This is a genomic window from Gilliamella sp. BG1, assembly GCF_046635625.1.
Taxonomy (GTDB): Bacteria; Pseudomonadota; Gammaproteobacteria; order Enterobacterales; family Orbaceae; genus Gilliamella; species Gilliamella bombi.
Map to the genome: position 1 here is coordinate 50,604 of NZ_JBIDFG010000015.1, position 24,803 is coordinate 75,406.

Below are 24,803 nucleotides of genomic sequence, written 5' to 3' on the forward strand. Positions count from 1 at the left end.
CACAATTAATGCCTAAAATGACGCATTTTAGTAAAGATCATCGCGATATTGTGCTCATTTGCGGCTTGGATCACTTCATCATCTCGAATCGAGCCACCAGGTTGAATCACACAAGTCACACCTGCGGCTGCAGCGGCATCGACGCCATCTCTAAATGGGAAAAACGCATCTGAAGCAACAACTGATCCAGCAACGTTTAAATTTTCATCTTTAGCTTTAATTCCCGCTATCTTAGCAGAGTAAACACGACTCATCTGCCCTGCTCCAATACCAATTGTCATATTATCTTTTGCATAGACAATGGCATTTGACTTAACAAATTTTGCCACTTTCCAACAAAATAGCGCATCTGAAAGCTCTTGAGCAGTGGGGTTACGTTTGGTTACTACAGTTAATTCATTTGGCGATATCATACCTAGATCGCGATCTTGCACTAATAAACCGCCATTGACACGTTTAAAATCTAAACTTACTGATGCTGATGTTGACCACTCACCACATTCAAGTACACGCACATTTTTTTTAGCTTGAGTAATGGCTAAAGCTTCTTGGCTAACTGATGGGGCAATAATTACTTCTACAAATTGTTTATCAACAATGGCTTTTGCGGTATCTACATCAAGCTGTCGATTAAAGGCTATAATGCCACCAAAAGCTGAAGTTGGATCAGTTTTAAAGGCTTTTTCATAAGCATGTAAAATATTATCACTAACCGCTACACCACAAGGATTAGCATGTTTTACAATCACACATGCTGGCTCATCAAATGATTTTACACATTCAAGCGCAGCGTCTGTATCAGCAATATTGTTATAAGAAAGGGATTTACCTTGCAATTGGTTTGCTGTTGCAATCGAGGCTTCTTTGATATCTTGCTCAACATAAAAAGCCGCTTGCTGATGTGCGTTTTCACCGTAACGCATATTCTGTTTTTTAATGAATTGTAGATTTAAAGTTCGAGGAAACTCGCCCGATGGTTGATTGGTTTCACCCATGTAAGGTGGCACTAATTGCCCAAAATAGTTGGCTATCATACCATCATATTTGGCCGTATGTTCAAAGGCTTTAATTGCAAGGTTAAAACGATATTTAAATGAAAGGGAGTTTTGGTTACTATCCATCATATTGATGATATTTTCATAATCACCACAATCAACTACAATGGCAACATCTTTATGATTTTTGGCCGCAGATCGAACCATTGTCGGGCCACCAATGTCAATGTTTTCAACCGCATCATCTAACGTACAATCTGGTTTAGCGACAGTCTGTGCGAAGGGGTAAAGATTAACAACAACCATATCAATCGGTGCAATTTGGTGTTGTTGCATAATATCATCATCAATACCCCGTCGCCCTAAAATTGCCCCATGAATTTTAGGATGTAAGGTTTTAACTCGCCCGTCCATCATTTCAGGGAAACCAGTGTAATTTGATACTTCAATAACAGGTATTTGGTTTTCCATTAATAATTTTGCTGTCCCCCCAGTCGAAAGGAGTTCCACATTACGTTCTGATAAGGCTTTTGCAAATTCTAAAATACCGGTTTTGTCGGACACACTAAGTAAAGCACGACGGATAGGACGAAACTGCTGCATGAAAGGCTCCGAAATTGATATCTACAATCTAAGTATTGAGCCAACATTATATATAAATTAAAGATAGAAGTTTAGTGTTAACTTATCAAAAACGATCAAAGTAGTTGAATGATAATATTTGACTTTATTTCGCTTTTGACAAATCAGCTATATTTTATTCTTGACAAAATACCTAACACTTCCGCTTCCAAAATGCTTGTTTGACGTGTTACGCTCGCTTATTTGTCGGCATATTTTGACGACGTATAAATGGTTATATTAACCTTTTAACGTTATAAAGATAGGTCTATTTTTCGTTTTACATAACTCAGGTAGTATATTGATTTTATATTTTTCCCAAAAGATAGATTGTTGTAATACTGTTACTTTTGGATACATCAGTAGTAGAAAATTTACAACATTTTGGTTGAATAAAACCCTAGACTAGCTAGGGTATTAATTAAGTTTATTGATTTAAATATTTAACTATTAATTCTTCGCTTTATATTCAGCATAATATTCTTCTGCTAATTTACGCATTGATAATCCAATTGCGGCATATTGATATTCATTTAAGTTTGCTAACGATGCTCGAGCAGAAGGATGTTGTACAGCAAATCCCTTACCCGGTAGTAGTACAACACCTGCTTCATCAGCAATTCTGAATAACATTTCAGATGGATTTTTATTTTTTAGGATCCATTTAGCAAATTTATCGTCATATAATTCTCGGCAAATATGTTCAAGATCCACTAGAGTGTAATAATCTACACTGTTTTCATCGGTTTGATGTTTAAGACCTAAATGTTGATAAAGTGATATTGCACGGCGTCGAATTAACGATTTTAATGCTGTTTTATAACTTTGATCGCTATCCATCATTTCACATAATGCAAATAATACCATTTGTACTTGCTGTGGTGTTGATAGTCCAGCAGTATGGTTTAATGCAACCGCACGACTATCGGCTACTAAGCGGTCTATAAATTTTAGATTTTCAGGGTCAGTAACAATTGAGCTATATCGTTTATTTAAGATCTGTTTGGTTTTGCTTGGTAACGCTTTAATGGCTTTATCTATTACATTATCATGTGCTGTTGCAATAACACCTAAACGCCAACCTGTAGCACCAAAATATTTAGAGAATGAATAAACTAAAATAGTATTTTGAGGGCAAATTGCAAATAAAGATTGGAAGTCATCAGCAAATGTGCCATAAACGTCATCAGTCAAAATGATCAATTCAGGACGTTTTTTAACAATCTCAGCAATGATTTTTAAACTTTTGTCATCAATTTTAACTGATGGTGGATTTGAAGGATTAACAACAAAAAAGGCTTTAATTGCTGGATCTTCTAATTTACGCAATTCTGACTCAGGATACTGCCAATTTGAGTTAGGATCAGAATTAATTAATACCTCAACTAATTGGTAATCGTTAAGTTCAGGAATTTCGAGATAAGGCGTGAATATAGGTGCGCCAATGGCAATTTTGTCACCTTTTTGGATTAATCCATTTTCTTTCATTGAGTTAAAAATATAAGCCATGGCAGCTGTGCCACCTTCAACAGCAAATAAATCTATATCATTACGATCCAGATATTGAGCACCCATTTGTTGTAAAACATATGCTTTAACCACATCTTCACTAAAATGTAGCATTCTATCTGGTACTGGATAATTACATCCTAAAATACCTTCTACCATTTCTTGTAAAAAGGCGTTTTCGTCAAGCCCTAGTTGATCACGAATATAAGAAAATGCCTTACCTAAAAAGGCAACACCAGGAGTGTTGTAATTTTGGCAAATAAAATGTTCAAAGCGTCCGGTTAGTCCTGCTTTAATTGGCATGCCACCGATACCTTCATTTAAATATGAAAATGACATTTCGGATTCTTGGGTTGCAAATACACCTAATTGGAAAAAAGCTTGACGAGGCCAAGTAGCAAGAAAGTTGGGATTACCTCTACCTGCATTTAACATTACTCGATCAGTATGACTTTGTGCCAGTTTAATTAAGTTATCTTTTAATTCAAAAGGACTTAAATTAGCATATTGACTGTATTCTGTTTTGTTTTTCATACATTTGTATCCTTAATTTGATGGATCAATTAAACAAAAGCAACAACTAATGGTCCTAATAAAGTTAGGAAAACATTAGCTAAAGCATAAGTAATGGCAAAAGAGTTGGTTGGTGTTGAGTTACCGGCTTTATTTAGCACTTCACCAAAAGCAGGATTAGCGCTACGCGAACCCGCTAAAGCACCGGCAAACACCGCTACATTTTTATAGCCTAATACATATTTACCAAAATAAATGGCAAGTAACATTGGCAATAAAGTAACAACAACACCAATTAAAAATAGGGATAAACCTTGTTCTTTAATAGTATTAATCGCTTGAAGGCCAGAACTTAAACCAACAACCGCCACAAAACCAGCCAAGCCAAAATCTTTTAAAAGTTGCACAGCACCAGTTGGTATGTTACCGATAGTTTGATGAACAGAGCGATACCAGCCGAATAATAATCCCGATAAAAGTGCACCGCCGCCAGCTCCTAATGTAATAGGAATATCACTAACACGTATAACGATTAAACCAATAATAAGACCAACAACAAGCCCTAAACCATGAAATATCCAGTCAGTTTTTTCACTTTTAGTGATTGGAGCACCAATTTTATCCACAACACGACGAAGATCACCATCAGCACCATAAATAGTAATAACATCACCAAGTTTTAAATTAATATCGTTAGTAAGAGGAAGGGATTGTCCATCACGATGAATAGCCAAAAGGTATATTCCATGTTTTAATTTCATAACTTCGTCAGATTGAAGTACTTGAGTAAGATTTTGATCCACATAACGGCTATTACGCATTTCAACATCTAGTTTGTTCATCACTACATCCATACCTGATGCTGAATTTACTTCGCTACCAAGTAGATCTTGTGCTTTAATCATAGCGTCACGATGACCCACAACCAGAATGATATCTTTTGACTTTAATACTGTTTCAGGGGTTGCTTCTATTACTTTATTGCCACGTTTAATACGTTCAATACTGATACCATTTACAGTCTGTTCAATATGGGAAACAGTTTGGTTGATTTTGTTGGTAATACGATACAAACGACCACTAATATCAGATAAAGCTAAATTTTGATCATTGCCCAATAAGAGCGAACCATGAAGCTGTTCTGCTTGTGCTTTAATTGCATCATCGCCAATATCTTTACCCATTATTTTTGGTAGAATATTGACACACACTATAATGGCACCTAGTGAACCAAATATATAAGTCACTGCATAACCAATAGTGACATTAGCTTGCATTTTACTTAATTCTTCAGCACTTAATCCAAGCTGACTTAATGCATCAGAGGCTGTGCCCATAATGGCAGATTGGGTCAATCCTCCTGCAGCTAAACCAGCAGCAAGGCCTTTGTCTAAATTGAATATTTTAGCTAAAATTACAACAGTCACAAAGCTTGCGACAGCAATAAATAATGCTAAGAATATTTCGCGTAATGTTTTCACGCCTAGTGAACGGAAAAACTGAGGACCACTTTCATAGCCCACAGCATAAATAAATAGTGCAAAGAGAATCGACTTAACCCCAGCATCAATAGTAACGCCAAAAACACTTAAAGCAACAGCGACAAGTAACGAACCGGCAACACCACCGAGTTGGAATTTACCCATTCGAATGCCACCAATTAAATACCCTAAACTTAACGATAAAAATAATAGAATTTCTGGGGAGTGTTTAAGTCCATCTAAAACCCAATTTGAAAGCCATTGAAACATATTAATTGTCCTCAAGGAGAAACATAAAGAAATGCGATTAAAGAAAGAGTTTATCCATTAATTTTCATGGACTGTTTATATATTAAACCCATTTAGAATAATGGATATTCAGTTTTGACAATTAATGCTATCGTTAAAAATTAATCAGTTGCTGATAAACTTTTACGTCAAAAGTGAGCTTAATTTATGATTTTTGAATTTTAGGTCTAAGAGGATATAAGTATTTGCTAAACAAAAAAGGGCTATTACAGCCCGTTTTCTTGTCTGAAAAACAATCTTTCTACACTTTTCATCACGTTCTTCGAAATTCTTTCCGATAGCTTTTGCCTACGTTGATAGCAGACTGAGATAATTTTATGTGTTTCTAAGTGAGATAAAATAAAGTCATCACTTGTACTGATTTCGTCAACTAAGCCTTTATTTTTAGCTTGTTTTGCAAACCAGTGTTCGCCTGTTGCAACTTGTTCGATATCAACATTTGGGCGATACTCTTTAACAAAGTCTTTAAATAAAAGATGAGTTTCTTCTAATTCTTGTTTGAATTTTTGACGTCCTTCTTCGGTATTTTCACCAAACATCGTCAATGTACGCTTATACGCACCTGCCGTTTGTAATTCAATATCTACATCATGTTTTTTGAGTAAGCGGTTAAAATTAGGGATCTGCGCAACCACACCAATTGAACCCACAATTGCAAATGGTGCTGCCACAATTTTGTTAGCGGTACAAGCCATCATATATCCCCCACTTGCCGCAACTTTATCAACCACTACAGTGAAAGGTATATCACGCTGTCTAAACCGTAATAATTGCGATGCAGCAAGACCATAACCGTGAACCACGCCACCTGGACTTTCAAGCTTAATGACAACTTTATCTTCAGGCTTAATAACAGCTAACACAGCAGTGATTTCTTGGCGTAATTCTTCAACTTCGTGTGCATCCATGCTGCCATTGAAAGATAATACAAATAATTTAGGTTTAACTTGTTGGTTTGTATTACTTTCTACTGGTTTCGCTACATTATCTGAATCTGCCGAAGTTTGTTCGGCAGATTTTTCTTGATTTTTAGCTTGTTTCTTTTTTTGTTTAGCTGCTAATTTCGCTTGCTTTCTCTCATTTTTTTTCTGTTTTTTAAGATCTTTCATAAACAGCTTAGCTTCTAACTCGTCCATGCTTGACATTAACATGTCGTCTTTAACTTGTTCATATTCTTGGCTAATATCTTTAACCGATAACCGCCCTGCCACCGTTGCTGATTTACGGCGTTGGCTTAATATAAAAACAAGTACAGCTAAAATTGCTATAACAACTGTTGCTGTTTCAGCTAAAAAAAGTGAATACTCAGAAAACCAATTCATTTAATTATTATCCTTTAATGAAATATATGTTGATTGAATAGATTTAGTAATTATAACAAGATAATTGCGAATTGTGCCGAAAAACGATAAAGATAAAATTGTCGCTTTATTCGGCAAATCAAATTATTTATACTGATAACCCAAATTACTGTTAGATGAGAATTAATATGCCATTACATCCAATTACCGAAATAGCTAAACAATGCAACATTCCAGAAGAATTTGTCCTGCCTTACGGCAAGCATGTGGCAAAAGTTGATCTATCCATTCTTAAAACCAAACCAAACAAACCTAACGGTAAATTGGTATTAGTTACTGCTATCACGCCGACGCCACTTGGTGAGGGTAAAACAGTTAATACTATCGGGCTAAGTGAGGGCTTAAATTATATTGGTAAGTCCGCAATCGCTTGTATCCGTCAACCAAGTTTAGGTCCTGTATTTGGTGTTAAAGGTGGTGCTGCTGGCGGTGGTAAGGCCGAGGTTTTGCCAATGGAAACATTAAATCTACACTTAACTGGTGACATTCATGCCATTACTGCCGCACATGATTTAGCTTCTGCTGCTTTAGATTCAAGGCTTTATCATGAAGAACGTTTAGGTGATGAATTTACTGCACAAACAGGTTTACCGCGTTTAAACATTGATGTAAATCGCATTGTGTGGAAGCGAGTGATAGATCATAACGATCGTGCGCTTCGTAAAATAACTGTCGGTGTTGGTGGTGGCGTTAATGGTGTTACACGCCAAGATGGATTTGAAATTACCGCAGCGTCAGAACTCATGGCAATTTTAGCCTTAGCTTCAGATTTACATGATATGCGTGCTCGTATTGGTCGTATTATTCTTGCTTATAATACGCAAGGCGAAGCCATTACCGCAGAACAACTTGAAGTTGCTGGCGCCATGACTGTGTTACTTAAAAATGCGATTAATCCAAACCTAATGCAAACTGTTGAAAATACACCGGTACTTATTCATGCTGGGCCTTTTGCTAATATTGCTCATGGTAACTCATCTGTCATTGCCGATCGCATTGCTTTACAACTTGCTGATTATGTCGTGACTGAAGCGGGCTTTGGTTCGGATATGGGTATGGAAAAATTCTTTAATATCAAATATCGCCAAGCTGGCATTAAAGCTTCATGTGTAGTGCTTGTTGCAACAGTTCGTAGTTTAAAATCTAACAGTGGTAAATATAATATTAAACCAGGGCAAGCAATTCCAAAAGAAATTTCTGAGTCAAACGTTGAATTACTTAAAATTGGTGCTGCCAATTTAGCATGGCATATCAACAATGCCAAAAGCTATGGATTACAAGTAATTGTCGCTATTAATCGCTTTCCACATGACAGTGAAGAAGAATTAGCGTTTTTACAAAAATATGCGATTGAACATGGCGCATTTGCCTGTGAAGTTAGTGAAGTCTTCACTCAAGGCGGTAAAGGCGCTGAAAAATTAGCAAAACATGTTATTAAGGCATGTGACATGCCAAGTGAAATCAAATTGCCTTATCCTGATAATATGCCACTCGCAGATAAGATTCAAACCATGGTAAAAAAATATGGTGCTAACAAAGCTAATTTATCAGCCACTGCACTGGAAAACATCAAAGAGATCGAAGAATTAAAACTGGATCATTTGCCACTTTGTATTGCTAAAACACCAATGTCAATTAGTGCCGATGCTAACTTAAAAAATGTACCAACTAATTTTGACGTTGATATCAGCCATTTGGCTATTTCAGCAGGGGCTGGCTTTATTCGTGTTTACGCTGGAAATGTGATGACCATGCCAGGGCTTGGTACTAATCCTGCTTATAGGCATATTGATATTGACAAGGATGGTAATATTGTAGGTTTAAGTTAATGCAAGAAGTAATTATGCAAACCCAAGAACAATATAAAGCATTTATTGACGAAGAAAACTGTATTGGTTGTGGCAAATGCATTCGTGTTTGCCCAACCGATGCTATAGTGGGCAGTAAGCAAGTGCTGCACACTATTTTGCCACAGTTATGTACTTCGTGTAGTAATTGTATTAATACCTGTCCAACAGACTGTATTACATTAAGCACTTTAGGCACTGTATTAAGTGAATCAGAAGAGTTAGCGCTAACTGAGAAAAAGCAACGGCGATTAAATCACAACCAATTGGTGCCACCAACAATTTTGTTTCCTCGTGTCACACCGATGGCAAACAAAACTAGCACATCGAACGACCGAAAACAGTCTATCGCCGATGCCATTGCTAGAGTAAAAGCTAAAAAAAACCTCGCTAAATAGCGAGGTTTTCATATTACGATAGAACTAATATTAATTAGTCTTTGTTACCACTTCTAAATGCACGTTTTCGGTCATTTTCCGTCAAATGACGTTTACGAAGACGGATTGATAACGGTGTTACTTCAACTAATTCATCATCGTCAATAAACTCTAACGCTTGTTCCAATGACATTTTAATTGGTGGTGAAAGTGTTGTTGCTTCGTCGGTACCTGATGCTCGCATATTAGTCAATTTTTTACCCGTTAAACAGTTAACAGTTAAATCGTTTGAACGAGTATGTATACCAATGATTTGCCCTTCATATACTTCAGCACCATGGCCTAGGAATAACTTACCACGATCTTGTAAACCATATAACGCATATGCCAATGCTTTACCTGTACCGTTAGAAATCATTACGCCATTATTACGCTGACCAATTTCGCCTGGGCGAATATCATCATAATGACTAAATGTAGAATAAAGTAAACCTGTACCTGAAGTCATAGTCATAAATTCAGTTCTGAAACCGATAAGTCCACGACTTGGAATGACATAATCTAAACGCACACGACCTTTACCATCTGGTAACATGTTGGTTAGATCACCTTTGCGTAAACCAAGAGCTTCCATTACTGAACCTTGATGTTGTTCTTCAATATCAAGGGTAACTTGCTCGAATGGCTCTTGTTTTTTACCGTCAATTTCTCTAAAAATAACTTTAGGACGAGAAACTCCTAACTCATAACCCTCACGGCGCATATTTTCAATGAGTACTGATAAATGCAATTCACCACGACCTGATACTCTAAACGCATCTGGATCTGGAGTTTCTTCAACGCGCAACGCAACATTATGTACAAGCTCTTTATTTAAACGCTCAAGAATTTGTCGAGATGTTACATATTTACCTTCTTTACCAGCAAATGGTGAGCTATTAACATTAAAGAACATAGTTACTGTTGGTTCATCAACAGTTAATGCCGGCAGAGCTTCAACGCAACTATTATCACAAATCGTGTCAGAGATACCGAGTTCACCAAGACCAGTTAATGCAATAATATCACCCGCTTCGGCAACTTCAGCTTCATAACGTTGTAGCCCTAAATGACCTAGTACTTGCCCTACTTTACCTGTACGTTTGTTACCTTCACTATCAACTATAGTCACTTGTTGATTTGGTTTAACACGACCACGTTTAATACGACCAATACCAATAACGCCAACATAATTATTATAATCAAGTTGAGAAATTTGCATTTGGAATGGACCATCTAAATCCACTTTTGGTGGTTCAACATGTTTAACAATCGCTTCAAATAGTGGCGTCATATCTTCAGCCATATTTTCATGATCTAAGCCCGCAATACCCATTAATGCAGAAGCATAAACAATAGGGAAATCTAGCTGTTCATCAGTAGCTCCTAAATTAACAAACAGATCAAACACTTGGTCAACCACCCAATCAGGGCGAGCTCCTGGTCGGTCTACTTTATTGATAACCACAATCGGTTTTAAACCATAAGCAAATGCTTTTTGCGTTACAAAACGTGTTTGAGGCATTGGTCCATCCATTGCATCAACGAGCAATAATACAGAATCAACCATAGACATAACACGTTCAACTTCACCGCCAAAATCAGCATGTCCTGGGGTATCAACGATATTAATTCGGTAACCATTCCAATCAATAGCGGTATTTTTAGCTAAAATGGTAATACCTCGCTCTTTTTCGAGCGCATTAGAGTCCATGATGCGTTCGTTATCGTCACCACGTAGATTATCTAGCGTACCTGACTGTTTTAATAACTTATCAACCAATGTCGTTTTACCATGGTCAACGTGAGCAATAATGGCAATATTTCTTAAATTTTCAATCACAATTAAAATTCCAATTAGGAGACAGATTCTATAGGCGCAGTATTGTACACCTTTTTAGCCGAAATGTTGATCTATATCACAAAGTTTCTTTAAAAGAAGTTGAACACTTGATATCTCTAGAAAAATATCAATTTATTTGTAAAAAAGTTTCAGGTAACTATACGTTTAAGTATAAAACTGTTTGGCAAATTCATCTACCTTTGCCCAATCTGTATATTCAATAACTGGTTTTGTTACATCAGTATCACCTTTCCCTAACCACATAATAAAGCGGATCATATTGCGATCAAACCAATTATATTGAGGATAATAAAGCGCACCAGCAAAAACAGCAGTAAAAGCTGGTTTCCATGCTATTTTAGCTAAAAACTTTTTGGTATATAAATTTGTTTCTGGTGTATTTTTGTTGGGTTTTCTTGCCACCATATTTACCCCAAAAAATCCAGACTTCATTCTATTTAACTGCTGATAATTCTTATTTATAAACTTTTTCATTAATTTGCTATAAAATCCATAGCGAATGGAACTTCCCAATAAGGCTGCTTGGTATTGCGTCAAATCGATTTTAGTATCAGGTAACAGTTCAATAACATCACAATCACATCGACCATTAAGTCTTGTTTTTATACGTTGCATAATCTTAAATGTCTGTTTTTCATGTGTGGTATAGAGTAATAAAACTTTTATAGCGGAATTCATAACTTGCTGCCTCTTTTGTTAAACTCTTTGGTAAATATCAATTTTACTTTTTTTATGATAAAAATTAAAAGATTGGGGATGATTTCATTAAAAATTTTGATTATAGTGTTACGCTAATTCAACCAGATCGGAACCAATTATGGCAATTTCACCACCAAAGCTAAGTGCAATTATTTTGGCGGCAGGAAAAGGCACACGGATGCATTCCAACCTACCTAAAGTTTTACATAAAATTGGCGCCAAGCCGATGTTACAACATGTGATTGATACAGTTCAACAACTTAATACAAATCGCATCAATATTGTTTATGGACATGGCAAACAACAGCTTAAAGATGCGCTTAAAGAGCAACATGTGCAACTGGTATATCAGGCTGAACAACTAGGTACTGGTCATGCAGTGCAACAAGCTATCCCTTACATTCAAGATGACGAAGATATCTTAATTTTATATGGCGACACTCCCCTTATATCGGCTCAAACACTACAAACTTTAATTGCCAGTAAACCCCAGCAAGGTATCGCTTTATTAACTGTTATTCTTGAAGAGCCAACAGGTTATGGTCGAATAGAACGCAAAAATGGCAAAGTTGTTGCTATTATTGAACAAAAAGATGCTACACCAGAACAACAAAAAATCAACGAAATTAACACAGGCATAATGCTAGTTAACGGAAAATTATTGAAAAGTTGGTTATTACGTTTAACCAATAATAATGCGCAAAAAGAGTTCTACTTAACCGATATTATTGCTTTTGCTTACCAAGATGGTTATGAAATCTTAACCTCGCACCCAGTTCAACAATTTGAAGTTGAAGGTGTTAATAATCGCCTACAATTGGCAATGTTAGAAAGACAATATCAACACCTGCAAGCTCAAAATTTATTACTAGCTGGTGTAACACTGCTTGATCCAAATCGCTTTGACTTACGAGGCACACTATCGCATGGTAAAGATGTTACGATTGATTGTAATGTAATTATTGAAGGAAATGTCAAACTAGGCAATAACGTATTTATTGGTGCAGGCTGTGTCTTAAAAAATTGCTCAATTGATGACAATTCAACAATCAGTCCGTATAGCATTATTGAAGATTCAACTATCGCTAAACAGTGCACTATCGGACCTTTCGCCCGTCTACGACCTGGTTCACAGCTTGACGAACAAGCCCATGTTGGCAACTTTGTTGAATTAAAAAAAGCACATCTAGGCCAAGCAAGCAAAGCCGGACACTTAAGCTATCTTGGCGATAGCGAAATTGGTAGTAACGTCAACATAGGTGCAGGCACCATCACCTGTAATTATGACGGTGCAAATAAATTTAAAACTATTATTGAAGATGATGTGTTTATCGGTTCTGATACGCAATTAATTGCACCTGTAAAAGTGGGTAAAGGGGCAACTATTGCAGCAGGGACAACGGTTACTAATAACGTGAATGAGAACGAATTGGTCGTAAGCCGAGTAAAACAAAAACAACTTACAGGTTGGAAACGACCAACAAAGTTAACTAACGAGGAATAAGATATGTGTGGTATTGTGGGTGCTATCGCCAAACGTGATGTTGCTGAAATATTATTAGAAGGTTTAAAACGATTAGAATATCGTGGTTATGACTCGGCAGGACTGGCTATTATTTCATCACAAGGTGAATTACAACGCGTTCGCCGTGTTGGCAAAGTACAAGCACTTAAAGATGCCATTGAACAGCATCCACTAGAAGGATCTACAGGAATTGCTCATACTCGCTGGGCAACTCATGGTGAACCAGCTGAACACAATGCTCATCCACATGTATCTGGTTTTATTGCCGTTGTGCATAATGGAATTATCGAAAATTTTGAACCACTACGTGAAAAGCTGATCTCCAAAGGTTATCAATTTCGTTCAGAAACGGATACTGAAGTTATTGCTCACTTAATTCATAACATTATATCAACAGAAGATTGTTCCTTATTTGACGCTGTACAAAAAGCTATTCCGCAACTACGAGGGGCTTACGGTACAGTCATTATGGACACTCGCAATCCAGATATACTTGTTGCGGCACGTTCAGGCAGTCCTTTAGTTATAGGTTGTGGTGTAGGTGAGAACTTTATCGCATCCGATCAATTAGCACTATTACCCGTCACTCGCCAATTCATCTATTTGGAAGAAGGTGATATCGCACTTATCACTCACCGAAAAGTAACAATCTTAGACAAAAATCATCAAGAAGTAGCAAGACCATGTTTAGAATCTGATGCAAAGTATGATGCGGGTAGTAAAGCAGGCTACAGCCATTACATGCAAAAAGAGATCTACGAACAACCTAATGCAATAAAAAATACGCTTGAAGGCCGCATGGTACATGGTAAAGTTGATTTGTCCGAACTTGGTGATGAAGCCAAAGCCATCCTTAAACAGGTTGAGCATGTTCAAATTGTTGCCTGTGGTACTGCTTATAATGCAGGTATGGTTGCACGTTATTGGTTTGAAGCTTTAGCAGGAATTCCTTGTGATGTCGAGATTGCATCAGAATTCCGTTATCGAAATCCAGCTCGTCGCAAAAATAGCTTATTTATCACCCTTTCACAATCTGGTGAAACGGCTGACACACTCGCTGCATTGCGATTAGCCAAAGAAAATAATTACCTAAGCACCCTTGCTATCTGTAATGTGGCAGCCTCAACACTCGTGCGCGAAGCAGATTTAGTTCTATTAACTAAGGCGGGGGTTGAAATCGGTGTTGCGTCAACTAAAGCCTTTACCACACAATTAACGGTTTTATTGCTACTAGTTGCTAAATTAGGGCGCATAAATAATATGGCTGAAAGTACTGAGCAGGCTATTGTGCATGCACTACAAGTCCTACCAAACCGCATTGAACAGGTGCTAACAGCAGAACCTCAAATAAAAAAACTAGCTAGTCATTTTGTGGATAAACATCATGCGCTATTCTTAGGTCGAGGTGATGAGTATCCAATCGCTATGGAAGCTTCGCTAAAGCTCAAAGAAATATCTTATATTCACGCTGAAGCCTATGCTGCTGGTGAACTCAAACATGGTCCACTTGCATTAATTGATGCTGATATGCCAGTGATTGTTATGGCACCAACCAACGAAATGCTAGAAAAATTAAAATCTAATATAGAAGAAGTTCGAGCGCGTGGCGGTCAACTGTATGTTTTTGCCCAAGAAGATTCGGAATTTGTTAGTGATGACACCATGCACATTATAAACCTACCCCATATTGAAGAGCTTACTGCACCAATATATTACACAGTACCTACACAACTACTTGCGTATCATGTTGCTTTGATCAAAGGAACCGATGTCGATCAGCCTCGTAATTTAGCAAAATCGGTAACGGTAGAATAGATACGCAAACAACTTACTATTTTTATTTAACTGTGTTGTTATACTTATAGTGTAAATATTTTGTAAATACCCCAAATTTAGTACACAACTCACGTAGAAAATCATGCTGCTTGTTTTAGTGTTTTATACTCAATCGGTGTCATGTTATTTAATGCCTCATGTGGTCTTTCGGTATTATAAATCATTAACCATTCTTCGGTTATTCTCCTTGCTTGTGCTAAGTTGTTAAAAAGATATAAATCGAGTACTTCAGTACGATAGGTACGATTAAATCGTTCAATATAGCCATTTTGATAAGGGCTACCGGGCTGGATATAATCAATGGTTATATCATGTGATTTAGCCCAGTTTATAAAGGTTTTTCCTGTAAATTCTGGCCCATTATCGACCCGTATTTTTAATGGATACCCATGATATTCAGCCAGTTTATCTAAGTAACGGGTAATCCTTCCTGCTGGTAAGCTTACTGCAATATCAATACCTAGCGCTTCACGATTAAAGTCATCGATAACATTGAATGTCCTAAAGCGACGTTGATTACGACTACTGTCACTCATAAAATCCATTGACCAGCATTCACCTTGTTTATTGGGTGCTGATAGTCTTTCAGGGCTTCGTGGAGGAATGCGCTGTTTACGCTTTATCCTGAGATTAAGCTTTAATTCACAATACACCCGATATACCCGTTTATGATTCCATTTATAGCCGAGCTTTTTGATACGATTAAAGCATTTAGGAAAGCCCCAGCGTAAATGCCGGTCTGTGATAGCATTCAACACCGAAACAATCACCGAATCATCCTGTAACTTAGGTTGATAATAGTAAGCACAACGGCTTAAGCCAACAATGGCACAACCCATAGCAATAGTAACTGAATGATTTTGTTGTAGTTGCTGTGCCCACGTTTTACGTGCCTTTGTGGGCACTAAAGCTTTTTTATGATTTCTTCCTGCAGCTGGGATTTTAAACTCAGTTCGGAAAACATCTGCTTAAGCTTGCGGTTTTCAGCCTCCAGCTCCTTTAAGCGTTTGATATCCGAAGTTTCCATTCCGCCGTATTTTTCTCGCCATTTATAGAAAGTTGAATTACCCATGCCATATTTACGGCACAGTTCTTTAACCGGAATACCCGCTTCAGCCTCTTTTAAAATAGCCACGATTTGATGTTCAGTCATTTTTTCATAATTAAATCCCCTTTTCTTTTATCATAGAGAATTTTCTACTTTTTTGCTGTACTATTTTAGGGGATAGTTACAACCCCATTTTAAGAAGTTCATTAACAGATTGTCTCATAAAAGATCCTTACCATGTTTTCATTAATTTTATAAAACCATTTTGTAGCACTAAAAATATATATAATAGTCTCCTGAAGATGATGTTTACCAATCAAATTGGTATAAATAATTCACTGAATAGCTACGTTTTATTTGCAATACTCACCGTTATCAATAAAAGAAAACAATAATTTTGAGATATCTAATTTAATTAACATGTTAAACAACATTCGTCCAAGCAAATAAAAAGGACTCCATATTATCTCAATCAAAGTCTAAAAACGAATCACTTTCATAATAAAACATGTAAAAACTAAATAATTAATTTTTATAAAATTTTTGCTATAAGTTATGTGCGTAGATTTACATATTCCTCAAAAAAACTGTTGAATGACGGTGCGAGAACATTTGATATTTTTCTTGAAAAAAGATCATAATTAACTATTGTTCCATAAGTATTTCTTCCACAATCAACACACCAACATACATCATCATCTCTAAAGTAAATAACAGCCATATCTAATGGTAACGCGTATTCATTTCTACATAGGCAAGTATCATAATAAATAGCGCCTCCTGACTCAACCAAAGCATCATTATCAACTATACCTGACAATTCTTCTCCAACAAGCCCTCCACCACCAACTAATAAAATAAATTCTTTTAACTCGTTTGGTAACGACAATTTTAAATTATTTTCAAGTATATTAATTTGTGATTCATCACAAGCTCCAAGCCAATACACTTCATCTTGAGCCTCATGATTTAAACGCATAACAAGATTTTTAATACTACTCATATAATTACCCTACCTAAAATCGAATACTTTCAATTTCCAATATCCTTTTCTAAATTTATGATACTGCCTATCTAGTCATTTATTTTTGGTTAAATAGATGAATTCACTGTTTTTGAAGTACCTAGATTAATATCTGAAGAATTTTATATAACTTACAACTAAAGCCAACCTACTAATATCATACTGATACAAATTAATCCCACTCAACAACCAATCAAATCTAGCTAAATAAAATTACCTATGCTCAGCTCATAATACTTAAAAGTATTGTAATGCAGGCTGGTTTATCCGTCTAAATATTGTCCATGATACCTGAAATTTTGCTCTATTAATTGGTGTTCAATTTTCTGAATCCATTTACCCATAATTGATAACTGCATTACCCTTGTCTACGCCGTCTAGCTGCTAAGATTTAATACATTAAATAAAATGGGCTAAGCAATTTATTAGAGATAATTAATTTTTTTATTAAGTTATAATAATAATTATATTGGAAATTTTTTATTTTTATAGGTTGACCACAAGTGCGTGATAGCCCAATTTTTATATTTCTTAGCAATAAAACTCTTAGCTATTATCTCAATATCATCAGAAATTCGGGAAGATATTTCAAAATTATTAATTATTTTAAAAGATTGTTTAAAAGCCTTTTCTCGTAACATATTAATAAATTTCACTTCATTCGCATTAAAGTCACACATTTTCAAAGAATTAAAAACATTCATCCACTGATAATCAAATTCGGATTCATCTCTTAAATCCAATGCATTATCAACGTCTAATAATTTTAAAAAATTGAAATTTGTTGAAGTAGATAAATAGTCATCAATTTCGATAAGATTTTTGTCATTCATTTCATTAATCCTAGTTCTTTAAACCAACTTTTCATGAAATTAGCAACTTTAGAGTATGTTACAAAAATACTCAAATTATAAATTTGGGATTAACTTTAATATCATCTAGGCCTGAATATGCTCTATGATATGCATCAAACAATTTTTACTGAAACTATAAAATCGTTTTGTAATGGTTAAATAACATTTCTTTCCGCATTATAAGCGACAGTAGCAAACTCGGGTACTTTTTGCTTAAAGAATAAAGCTGATCTAGCCTTAAAATTTCCCCTTACAGTCAACAATCTGATGTTTTTTCGATACGTAGGGCTAGGGCGTTATAAAGGTGGTACAAGGATAGCACTGGTGGTCTGTTTGCTTTTTTATAAGATTTAGAAAATCAACATGTTATTTTTCTTTATAACATCAATTAAGACATTCTACTCAGATTATTTTTAATAAAGCCTGCAATCTGAGCGTGGTTCAATTTCTCTTCTACCAATTTTACTTACTTTTTCTAAGATCAAATCATAGCAATAAAAAATATCCTCATTTTTTTTTAAAATTACTCCCTCCAGACAGACTTTATATATTCCTTTAGGAATATCGGTATTATTCCAACCAGTATATTCTTCCCACTCCCAAAAAACTGACATATCAGCAATATATAAATCTCCAGTAACATTAAGATAAAAATATTTATCACTGAATATAATGGATCTATTCTCATTACAAGGAGTTTCATTTAAAAACAAACGAACAACGTAGCCACCATCATCAATACCCATGATAGGTAAGGCAATTCCTTCATCAAGCACAGAATCACCTTTGCCTGTTGTAGTAAATTCTTCAAGAATATTTTCTCCATTATTTATTTTTCCCCCAAAGGGGATAAATATCCCATTAAAATCTACATCAACGTATATTGTCTTAACCACTTTTACCCCTTGTAATTTTACACGATTGTTTATTATTAAACCATTTCAATAATTTTGTATGAGCTTTTTTTGGCGAGTTTATTAGGTACCTAAATATATTTTAAAAGCAATTGGTATATAAATAATAAAATGTAAAAGATAAAATAAATTCTTTACTTTTAGCTATTAATCATAGACACCAATCTCTTCTGCTTTTGCAATTAACTCATCTTGCAATGAACCTTGTATTTCATCTCCATCATACTCAAGAACGAAATCACCACTAATATTCGGGGGAAAACATGAACCGTCTATGGTTCCAAAAATCGTTGACATTGTATCTACTATTACTATACGCAGAAAATTAAAAATCTTTTCTTGGTCTTTATCTGATAGCTTTGTGATAATACTTCTTGCTCTTGCAAAAGGATCATCATCGTTCGTAGGTTCACTTGAATCACTTAAATGAATTTTATAATATTCAAGTGCATCATCTAAAAGTTCAGATAAGAGTGAGGTAACTACTAATTCATCTTTTCCTATTTTATTCATTTAACAACCTCCTTTTCCATTAGGCTTTATTTTTCACTCGGTTCAACAGCACTATATCATAAAGAAAACGTAGCATTCACCGATTTGTTAAAATGTATAATAATCACATAAACCAAAAAGCCACTAAACCTAACTACCAATAAATAAATGGAAAAGCAGAAAGAGTGGTACGAACTTTAATGGAGATATGGCATAATCAGCAAATATCCGAAGATTCAAAAAATAGAAAACAAAAGTTTAAGCGATTTATTAGCTATTATAATACAATTAAATCTCATCAAGCGATATCCAGTAAAAAGCCTTATGAGTTTTTAGAGGGTTATTTTAGTCATGAAATGTAGACAACCCACTGTTTTCTTTTAACAAAGATATTATCAAATTTTTGTGTGGAGATTATTATGAGCCATATGTGGACATTTCAACGTGTTGGTGGGCTTGATCAAGTCGTATTTAAAAGTGCCAGTGATATTATTAATTTACCTGATTTAGATCCTAAATTATGGGTCGCTCTAAGTTGCCCAACAACAGGGTTGGATTTTGATGAACGAACCTTATCTCTACTCGATTCAGATAATGACGGACGTATTCGCATACCTGATATTTTAGATGCCATTAGCTGGACTTGCGATAAAATCAATTCATTTGATAGTATCTTAAGTACAAGTGAAACACTACCATTATCACAAATTAACTCATCGACCCCGCAAGGAAAAAAATTATCGGTCACCGCACAAAGCATTTTAGCTAGCTTAAATAAAAAAAACGTGGATTATTTAACACAAGATGATATACAACAATCAATAAAAATCAATGCTAACAAACTTTATAATGGTGATTTGATCTTTCCTCCATCAAGCGAATTGTCACCAAACATGCAAATGTTTATTACAACAGCAATCAAAACTACTGGTGCACAAAAAGATATGAGTGGGCAAGATGGCATTGATTTAAACATAGCAACCACCTTTGTTGAAAATCTACAAACTTGGTTACAATGGCAAACAAAAATAAGTAATACGCAAACCCCATTTGGTGAAAATACCGCAGAAATTTGGAAACTAATTCAGCTATTAAAACCCAAAATTGATGATTATTTTTTACGTGCTGAATTAGCACAATACGCTCCTCAAGCACAAACGGCACTTAATGTCGACGAAAAATATATTGTACCAACACAAAACGGATTACTATCTGAAGAAGAATTAGCCGAATTACCGCTATCCAAAATCGACACAACTGATACTCTAGATCTAGTCAATGGGCTAAATCCACTTTGGAAAGCTAAAATCAGCCGATTTAAGACATTAATAGAATCATCATTATCCAACCCAGACCAACTAACACAACAAGAATGGCAAAATATACAACAAAGCTTGCAAGCATATACCACACTTATTAGCACTAAGCCCGAAATGGCGCAATTAACCGTTGAAATTGAGCCTTCGGCCAGTATAGATGATATTCCTATTAGCATCATTACCAACCTAGCTAACAATGATTTACTGACTGAATTTGAGCAAATGGTTGAACAAGATAATCAAACACCGATATCCGCATCAGATATTCTCGTGTTAGAAAAATTAGTTCTATTTCATAAACACCTCTACCGTTTGCTAGTTAACTTTGCCTCTTTTGCAGACTTCTTTAAGCCTGAAACACGAGCAGCATTTCAACTTGGTGAACTCTACATTGATGGTCGCTGTGCAACACTTTGCGTTGCGGTCGATAATATTGCCAAACACGCAACCATGGCAAATTATTCTGAACTCTGTTTACTTTATTGTGAATGCACTAGACATGGAGAAAAACAGCTAATTGCAGCAGCAATGACAGCAGGACAAGGTGATTTATTAATTGAAGGCCGCAATGGTGTGTTTATTGACAATAAAGGTAACGATTGGGATGCCAATGTTGTTAAAATAATCACTAAGCCAATCAGCATCCAACAAGCTATTTGGGCACCTTATCAACGTATGGGGCGTGTGATTACCGAACAAATTAACAAATGGGCAAGCAGCAAAGATGTCGATGTCGAAAAATCAAGTGAACAAGCACTACAAAATCCAGCTAATAAGTTTGATATTGGTAAAAGTGTAGGGATTTTTGCTGCAATTGGTTTAGCCATTGGCGCAATCGGCACAGCATTAGCCACAATATTCCAAGCCATTTTTGCGCTAGCTTGGTGGCAAGTACCTTTAGTTTTTATTGGATTATTTCTAATTATTTCAGGACCTTCTGTTATTTTAGCATGGTTAAAATTACGTCGAAGAACACTTGGACCATTACTAGAAGCATCGGGTTGGGCAATTAATGGGCAAGTCAAAATCAACTTAATGCTAGGAAGCTTGCTTACTAGCAAAGCCCAGCTCCCTACCAATGCAAAACGTAATTTGCGCGATCCAATGAAACAACGTCACAACAAATTAGTTATTATTTTTTGGTTAGCAATTTTACTTGGTGTTGGAGTTACAGGAGGCTGGTTATGGCATGAAGGTTACCTTGACCGCTATATCGAACAGCACAAACAAGCACAAACCCAAAACAAAACTGACACAAATGCCAATATTGGTAAATAAAAGCAAAAAACCATTTCGCCGACAACCGTCGGCGAAATGAAACAACCATTAATGCTGATAAACTGGCAAACGACGGCAAATTTCAAGCACCTTTTCTTTCACGGCTTGGATGTTTTGCTCGTCATCGATATTATCTAAAACATCACAAATCCAATTAGCTAAATCTTGCGATTCGGCTTCTTTAAAGCCTCGGCGAGTAATAGCCGGCGTACCGATACGCACACCAGATGTTACAAATGGGCTTTGTGGATCTTTTGGTACACTATTTTTATTAACGGTAATATTAGCACTACCTAAAGCCGCATCAGCTTCTTTACCTGTGATATTTTTATCGACTAAATCAATTAAAAACAGATGATTTTGTGTTTCGCCAGAAACTACCTTATAGCCACGTTGCAAAATCACCTCGACCATAGCTTTAGCGTTTTTCACCACTTGTTGTTGATAGATTTTATACTCAGGCTCCATCGCCTCTTTTAACGCAACTGCTTTAGCGGCAATTACATGCATTAAAGGACCACCTTGTGCTCCTGGAAAGACAGCCGAATTTAACTTTTTATATAATTCTTCACTACCACCTTTAGCCAAAATCAAACCGCCACGAGGGCCACCTAAAGTTTTATGAGTTGTAGTAGTAACAACGTGTGCATAAGGAACTGGATTTGGATAAACACCTGCCGCAACTAGCCCTGCCACATGCGCCATATCCACAAACAAATAAGCGCCCACACTATCGGCGATTTCACGCATACGTTGCCAATCCACCACCCCAGAATAAGCCGAAAAACCACCAATAATCATTTTAGGTTTAGATTCTTGGGCTGTTTTAGCTAACTTGTCATAATCAATACGCCCTGAATCATCAACACCATAATCCACAACATGATAAAGTTTACCCGAAAAGCTAACGGGCGAACCGTGCGTCAAATGCCCACCTTCAGACAAATTCATACCTAAAACAGTATCGCCTGTATTTAAAAGCGCCATATAAACGGCAAAATTAGCTTGTGAACCTGAATGCGGTTGCACATTAGCATAATCAGCACCAAATAAAGCCTTAGCACGATCAATTGCTAATTTTTCAACAACATCAACATACTCACAACCACCATAATAACGTTTTCCGGGATAACCTTCGGCATATTTATTGGTTAATTGCGAACCTTGCGCTTGCATTACTCGTGGGCTGGTGTAGTTTTCTGATGCGATCAGTTCAAGGTGATCTTCTTGGCGCTGTTCTTCACCTTTAATAGCATTCCACAATTCCGCATCATAATCGGCAATAGTCATATCTTTACTAAACATGTTGGATCCTTATCATCAATTATTTAGTTTGTCAGATTTTGCTTTATCGTTTGCAAAAATGGGTATTACACTTATATGGTTACTTAACAACCAAACGATTTCAATCTTTTTTTATGAGTTATAAGTAATATTAATACATTGCAATAAAAATAGTACTGCAACTTTTAAAAGAAATAACTCACATAAATAACATTGCTTAATAGCATCATTTGAACAATTCAAATCTAGTCATAAGAATACTGATTTTATTTAGCATATTTAAAAAAACAATAAAATCAATAATTTTATACAACCAACTTTTGTAGGGTAACTGTATTGTTTTTTATAAAAAATAACTTATAAAAACCACTCAAGGTTATGTTGTCTGTTTTGTTTCGGCGTCTGAATGTGCCGACAACAGAGTGAGATTAGCACGCCAAACAGGGATGTTTGGCGAGTTTGTACTACGTCTGACAAATTTGTCTGGAACAAATTTGACCATCTTAGCAAAGCGAAGATGGTCTCGAAAAGGCGAGTGTCAGGATGATACAAGTAATCCCACAAACAGTGCGTTAAGACCGATCGACGGCGGAGGGGCGCCGTAGACACATTATGCGCTAAAGCGTGGGATTGCAAAAGGAGTTCGCTCTAATTCCCCTTGCTAGGACGTATTCAAGATAGCTATTTTATTCCCCAAAGGTCAATACGTCCGAAACCTTGCCGAACTAAAATAGACCACAGCTTTAAACCGCCACAGCGTAATACTGGACTACCTGCCACGCTTTCTGCGTCGGCGGAGGGGGGCGGCGCTATTGTGGCTGTGCCACAACTGCGCAACCCTAAGGGAAACGCCCCAACTGCCGCGGGGCTTTATTCTTTGTTATATTGTCCTCTCAGGCACCGTAACCCTCTTCCGCGCCCTAAGGATTAAGAACTAAACGCTAAAAGCTAAGGTGCGGAACAAAGACCAGGATGGTCCTCACCGTTACTGTAGCCGGCGACGTTGCCGTCGCCCGAGTTGACAAGTAAGCTATTGCTACCTGCTGCGTCGCTTGTCCACCAGTTGTAGTAAATGAAGCCCGCATCAGCGTAGTAGTTCATGAGGCCCCACTCCGTGAAAAAACCTGCTCCTATATAACGCATGTAATAATTAACTGATGAGCTAGGTGTTGCGCCTAAATTATTATAGTTTGAATTGGTTAAATCCCTTACCCGTGGCATTCGATAACCCAAACTATTACACCATGCTAACTGGTCACTATAAGTTTTCAATTGACCACCCCGATTGACGAACCACTGCCTCAATTCAAATCCATACCGAACCTCATTACCACTTCTATCCCTACCGATTAATTCAAATGTCTGTGGCAAAGATGGCACGGTAATTTGACTAGGATTAGAATTGCTCCACTGGCTTCTTGCCTCTGGACCATTCAACGTTACCCGCGTTACATTCTTGGATTTATCTCTAATCCAAGAATCATATTGTACAATACTTCCCCATGATGGGTCCATAAATGAACCTGAACGCGGCCTTACCCAACTCACCGTTGCCGTTATATCACCACGTGTGGTAACCGTCCAACTCAACTGACTTGCATCTACCCCAGCAAT

Annotated in this window: 20 protein-coding genes; 7 read left to right on the forward strand and 13 right to left on the reverse strand. The window is 36.4% G+C overall.

Annotated features, from left to right (window positions below):
• Positions 1-5: 5 nt before the first annotated feature.
• The 4 genes from purH to sohB form a co-directional block, all read right to left on the reverse strand.
• Positions 6-1,598, reverse strand: coding sequence for a bifunctional phosphoribosylaminoimidazolecarboxamide formyltransferase/IMP cyclohydrolase (gene purH, locus ACGH80_RS09210; RefSeq protein ID WP_411578437.1), 1,593 nt, complete (start codon positions 1,596-1,598; stop codon positions 6-8).
• Between the two features lie 468 nt (positions 1,599-2,066).
• Positions 2,067-3,659 (reverse strand): bifunctional aspartate transaminase/aspartate 4-decarboxylase, encoded by a 1,593-nt coding sequence (locus tag ACGH80_RS09215; RefSeq protein ID WP_411578436.1) that lies wholly within the window; start codon positions 3,657-3,659, stop codon positions 2,067-2,069.
• A gap of 29 nt (positions 3,660-3,688) precedes the next feature.
• The gene (gene aspT / locus ACGH80_RS09220; RefSeq protein ID WP_411631015.1) at positions 3,689-5,389 is read right to left on the reverse strand and encodes an aspartate-alanine antiporter; all 1,701 of its coding nucleotides are present in this window, start codon (positions 5,387-5,389) and stop codon (positions 3,689-3,691) included.
• 245 nt (positions 5,390-5,634) lie between these two features.
• Positions 5,635-6,750: a protease SohB gene (sohB, locus tag ACGH80_RS09225; RefSeq protein WP_411631017.1), complete on the reverse strand. Its 1,116-nt coding sequence runs from the start codon at positions 6,748-6,750 to the stop codon at positions 5,635-5,637.
• A 167-nt stretch (positions 6,751-6,917) separates the two neighbouring features.
• Between sohB and ACGH80_RS09230 the strand changes: the two genes are divergently transcribed.
• Complete coding sequence (locus ACGH80_RS09230) at positions 6,918-8,618, forward strand: formate--tetrahydrofolate ligase (protein ID WP_202983948.1); 1,701 nt, start codon at positions 6,918-6,920, stop codon at positions 8,616-8,618.
• Positions 8,618-9,034, forward strand: a complete 417-nt coding sequence (locus tag ACGH80_RS09235; protein WP_411631019.1) for an RnfABCDGE type electron transport complex subunit B — start codon at positions 8,618-8,620, stop codon at positions 9,032-9,034. Before ACGH80_RS09230 ends, ACGH80_RS09235 begins: the two co-directional genes overlap by 1 nt.
• 34 nt (positions 9,035-9,068) lie before the next feature.
• Here the strand turns inward: ACGH80_RS09235 and typA are convergent, their stop codons facing one another.
• A complete protein-coding gene (typA, locus tag ACGH80_RS09240; RefSeq protein ID WP_065561705.1) occupies positions 9,069-10,895 on the reverse strand; it encodes a ribosome-dependent GTPase TypA in 1,827 nt (608 codons plus the stop codon).
• A gap of 165 nt (positions 10,896-11,060) precedes the next feature.
• Positions 11,061-11,594 (reverse strand): menaquinone-dependent protoporphyrinogen IX dehydrogenase, encoded by a 534-nt coding sequence (gene hemG, locus ACGH80_RS09245; protein WP_411631021.1) that lies wholly within the window; start codon positions 11,592-11,594, stop codon positions 11,061-11,063.
• A 139-nt stretch (positions 11,595-11,733) separates the two neighbouring features.
• Between hemG and glmU the strand changes: the two genes are divergently transcribed.
• Together glmU and glmS are read left to right on the forward strand one after the other, a co-directional pair.
• Positions 11,734-13,119 carry a bifunctional UDP-N-acetylglucosamine diphosphorylase/glucosamine-1-phosphate N-acetyltransferase GlmU gene (gene glmU / locus ACGH80_RS09250; protein ID WP_411631023.1) on the forward strand — a complete coding sequence of 462 codons (1,386 nt, stop codon included), beginning with the start codon at positions 11,734-11,736 and terminating at the stop codon, positions 13,117-13,119.
• A 3-nt stretch (positions 13,120-13,122) separates the two neighbouring features.
• Positions 13,123-14,955: a glutamine--fructose-6-phosphate transaminase (isomerizing) gene (gene glmS, locus ACGH80_RS09255; RefSeq protein WP_411631025.1), complete on the forward strand. Its 1,833-nt coding sequence runs from the start codon at positions 13,123-13,125 to the stop codon at positions 14,953-14,955.
• A gap of 101 nt (positions 14,956-15,056) precedes the next feature.
• On the opposite strand, the gene ACGH80_RS09260 is transcribed toward glmS, so the two are convergent.
• The 5 genes from ACGH80_RS09260 to ACGH80_RS09280 form a co-directional block, all read right to left on the reverse strand.
• A protein-coding gene (locus ACGH80_RS09260; protein WP_411631028.1) for an IS3 family transposase occupies positions 15,057-16,129 on the reverse strand; the annotation gives its coding sequence in 2 pieces (ribosomal slippage) (positions 15,057-15,895 and positions 15,895-16,129; 1,074 coding nt in all).
• Positions 16,130-16,577: 448 nt separating this feature from the next.
• On the reverse strand, positions 16,578-17,027 hold the full coding sequence (locus ACGH80_RS09265; RefSeq protein ID WP_065610359.1) for an SMI1/KNR4 family protein: 450 nt from the start codon (positions 17,025-17,027) through the stop codon (positions 16,578-16,580).
• A 485-nt stretch (positions 17,028-17,512) separates the two neighbouring features.
• Positions 17,513-17,881, reverse strand: a complete 369-nt coding sequence (locus tag ACGH80_RS09270) for a hypothetical protein (RefSeq protein ID WP_085165057.1) — start codon at positions 17,879-17,881, stop codon at positions 17,513-17,515.
• A gap of 434 nt (positions 17,882-18,315) precedes the next feature.
• On the reverse strand, positions 18,316-18,798 hold the full coding sequence (locus ACGH80_RS09275) for a hypothetical protein (protein WP_411631029.1): 483 nt from the start codon (positions 18,796-18,798) through the stop codon (positions 18,316-18,318).
• 165 nt (positions 18,799-18,963) lie between these two features.
• Positions 18,964-19,329 (reverse strand): hypothetical protein, encoded by a 366-nt coding sequence (locus ACGH80_RS09280; RefSeq protein WP_411631031.1) that lies wholly within the window; start codon positions 19,327-19,329, stop codon positions 18,964-18,966.
• Positions 19,330-19,472: 143 nt separating this feature from the next.
• On the opposite strand from ACGH80_RS09280, the gene ACGH80_RS09285 reads away from it, so the two are divergent.
• Together ACGH80_RS09285 and ACGH80_RS09290 are read left to right on the forward strand one after the other, a co-directional pair.
• On the forward strand, positions 19,473-19,670 hold the full coding sequence (locus tag ACGH80_RS09285) for an integrase core domain-containing protein (RefSeq protein ID WP_363319071.1): 198 nt from the start codon (positions 19,473-19,475) through the stop codon (positions 19,668-19,670).
• A 57-nt stretch (positions 19,671-19,727) separates the two neighbouring features.
• On the forward strand, positions 19,728-21,905 hold the full coding sequence (locus ACGH80_RS09290; protein ID WP_411631032.1) for a phage holin family protein: 2,178 nt from the start codon (positions 19,728-19,730) through the stop codon (positions 21,903-21,905).
• Between the two features lie 48 nt (positions 21,906-21,953).
• Here ACGH80_RS09290 and glyA read toward each other — a convergent pair whose 3' ends face one another.
• Positions 21,954-23,210: a serine hydroxymethyltransferase gene (gene glyA, locus ACGH80_RS09295; protein ID WP_411592454.1), complete on the reverse strand. Its 1,257-nt coding sequence runs from the start codon at positions 23,208-23,210 to the stop codon at positions 21,954-21,956.
• A 401-nt stretch (positions 23,211-23,611) separates the two neighbouring features.
• On the opposite strand from glyA, the gene ACGH80_RS09300 reads away from it, so the two are divergent.
• Entirely contained in the window at positions 23,612-23,794 is a 183-nt protein-coding gene (locus ACGH80_RS09300; RefSeq protein ID WP_411592452.1) for a hypothetical protein, read from the forward strand.
• A gap of 343 nt (positions 23,795-24,137) precedes the next feature.
• On the opposite strand, the gene ACGH80_RS09305 is transcribed toward ACGH80_RS09300, so the two are convergent.
• On the reverse strand, positions 24,138-24,803 hold a 666-nt coding region (locus ACGH80_RS09305), incomplete at its 5' end, for a hypothetical protein (RefSeq protein WP_411631034.1).

What these genes read in the sequence shown, in the direction of transcription:
- purH (WP_411578437.1), bottom strand. Translation starts at nt 1,598, where the DNA reads ATGCAGCAGTTTCGTCCTATCCGTCGTGCTTTACTTAGTGTGTCCGAC.
- ACGH80_RS09215 (WP_411578436.1), bottom strand. Translation starts at nt 3,659, where the DNA reads ATGAAAAACAAAACAGAATACAGTCAATATGCTAATTTAAGTCCTTTT.
- aspT (WP_411631015.1), bottom strand. Translation starts at nt 5,389, where the DNA reads ATGTTTCAATGGCTTTCAAATTGGGTTTTAGATGGACTTAAACACTCC.
- sohB (WP_411631017.1), bottom strand. Translation starts at nt 6,750, where the DNA reads ATGAATTGGTTTTCTGAGTATTCACTTTTTTTAGCTGAAACAGCAACA.
- ACGH80_RS09230 (WP_202983948.1), top strand. Translation starts at nt 6,918, where the DNA reads ATGCCATTACATCCAATTACCGAAATAGCTAAACAATGCAACATTCCA.
- ACGH80_RS09235 (WP_411631019.1), top strand. Translation starts at nt 8,618, where the DNA reads ATGCAAGAAGTAATTATGCAAACCCAAGAACAATATAAAGCATTTATT.
- hemG (WP_411631021.1), bottom strand. Translation starts at nt 11,594, where the DNA reads ATGAATTCCGCTATAAAAGTTTTATTACTCTATACCACACATGAAAAA.
- glmU (WP_411631023.1), top strand. Translation starts at nt 11,734, where the DNA reads ATGGCAATTTCACCACCAAAGCTAAGTGCAATTATTTTGGCGGCAGGA.
- glmS (WP_411631025.1), top strand. Translation starts at nt 13,123, where the DNA reads ATGTGTGGTATTGTGGGTGCTATCGCCAAACGTGATGTTGCTGAAATA.
- ACGH80_RS09265 (WP_065610359.1), bottom strand. Translation starts at nt 17,027, where the DNA reads ATGAGTAGTATTAAAAATCTTGTTATGCGTTTAAATCATGAGGCTCAA.
- ACGH80_RS09270 (WP_085165057.1), bottom strand. Translation starts at nt 17,881, where the DNA reads ATGAATGACAAAAATCTTATCGAAATTGATGACTATTTATCTACTTCA.
- ACGH80_RS09280 (WP_411631031.1), bottom strand. Translation starts at nt 19,329, where the DNA reads ATGAATAAAATAGGAAAAGATGAATTAGTAGTTACCTCACTCTTATCT.
- ACGH80_RS09290 (WP_411631032.1), top strand. Translation starts at nt 19,728, where the DNA reads ATGAGCCATATGTGGACATTTCAACGTGTTGGTGGGCTTGATCAAGTC.
- glyA (WP_411592454.1), bottom strand. Translation starts at nt 23,210, where the DNA reads ATGTTTAGTAAAGATATGACTATTGCCGATTATGATGCGGAATTGTGG.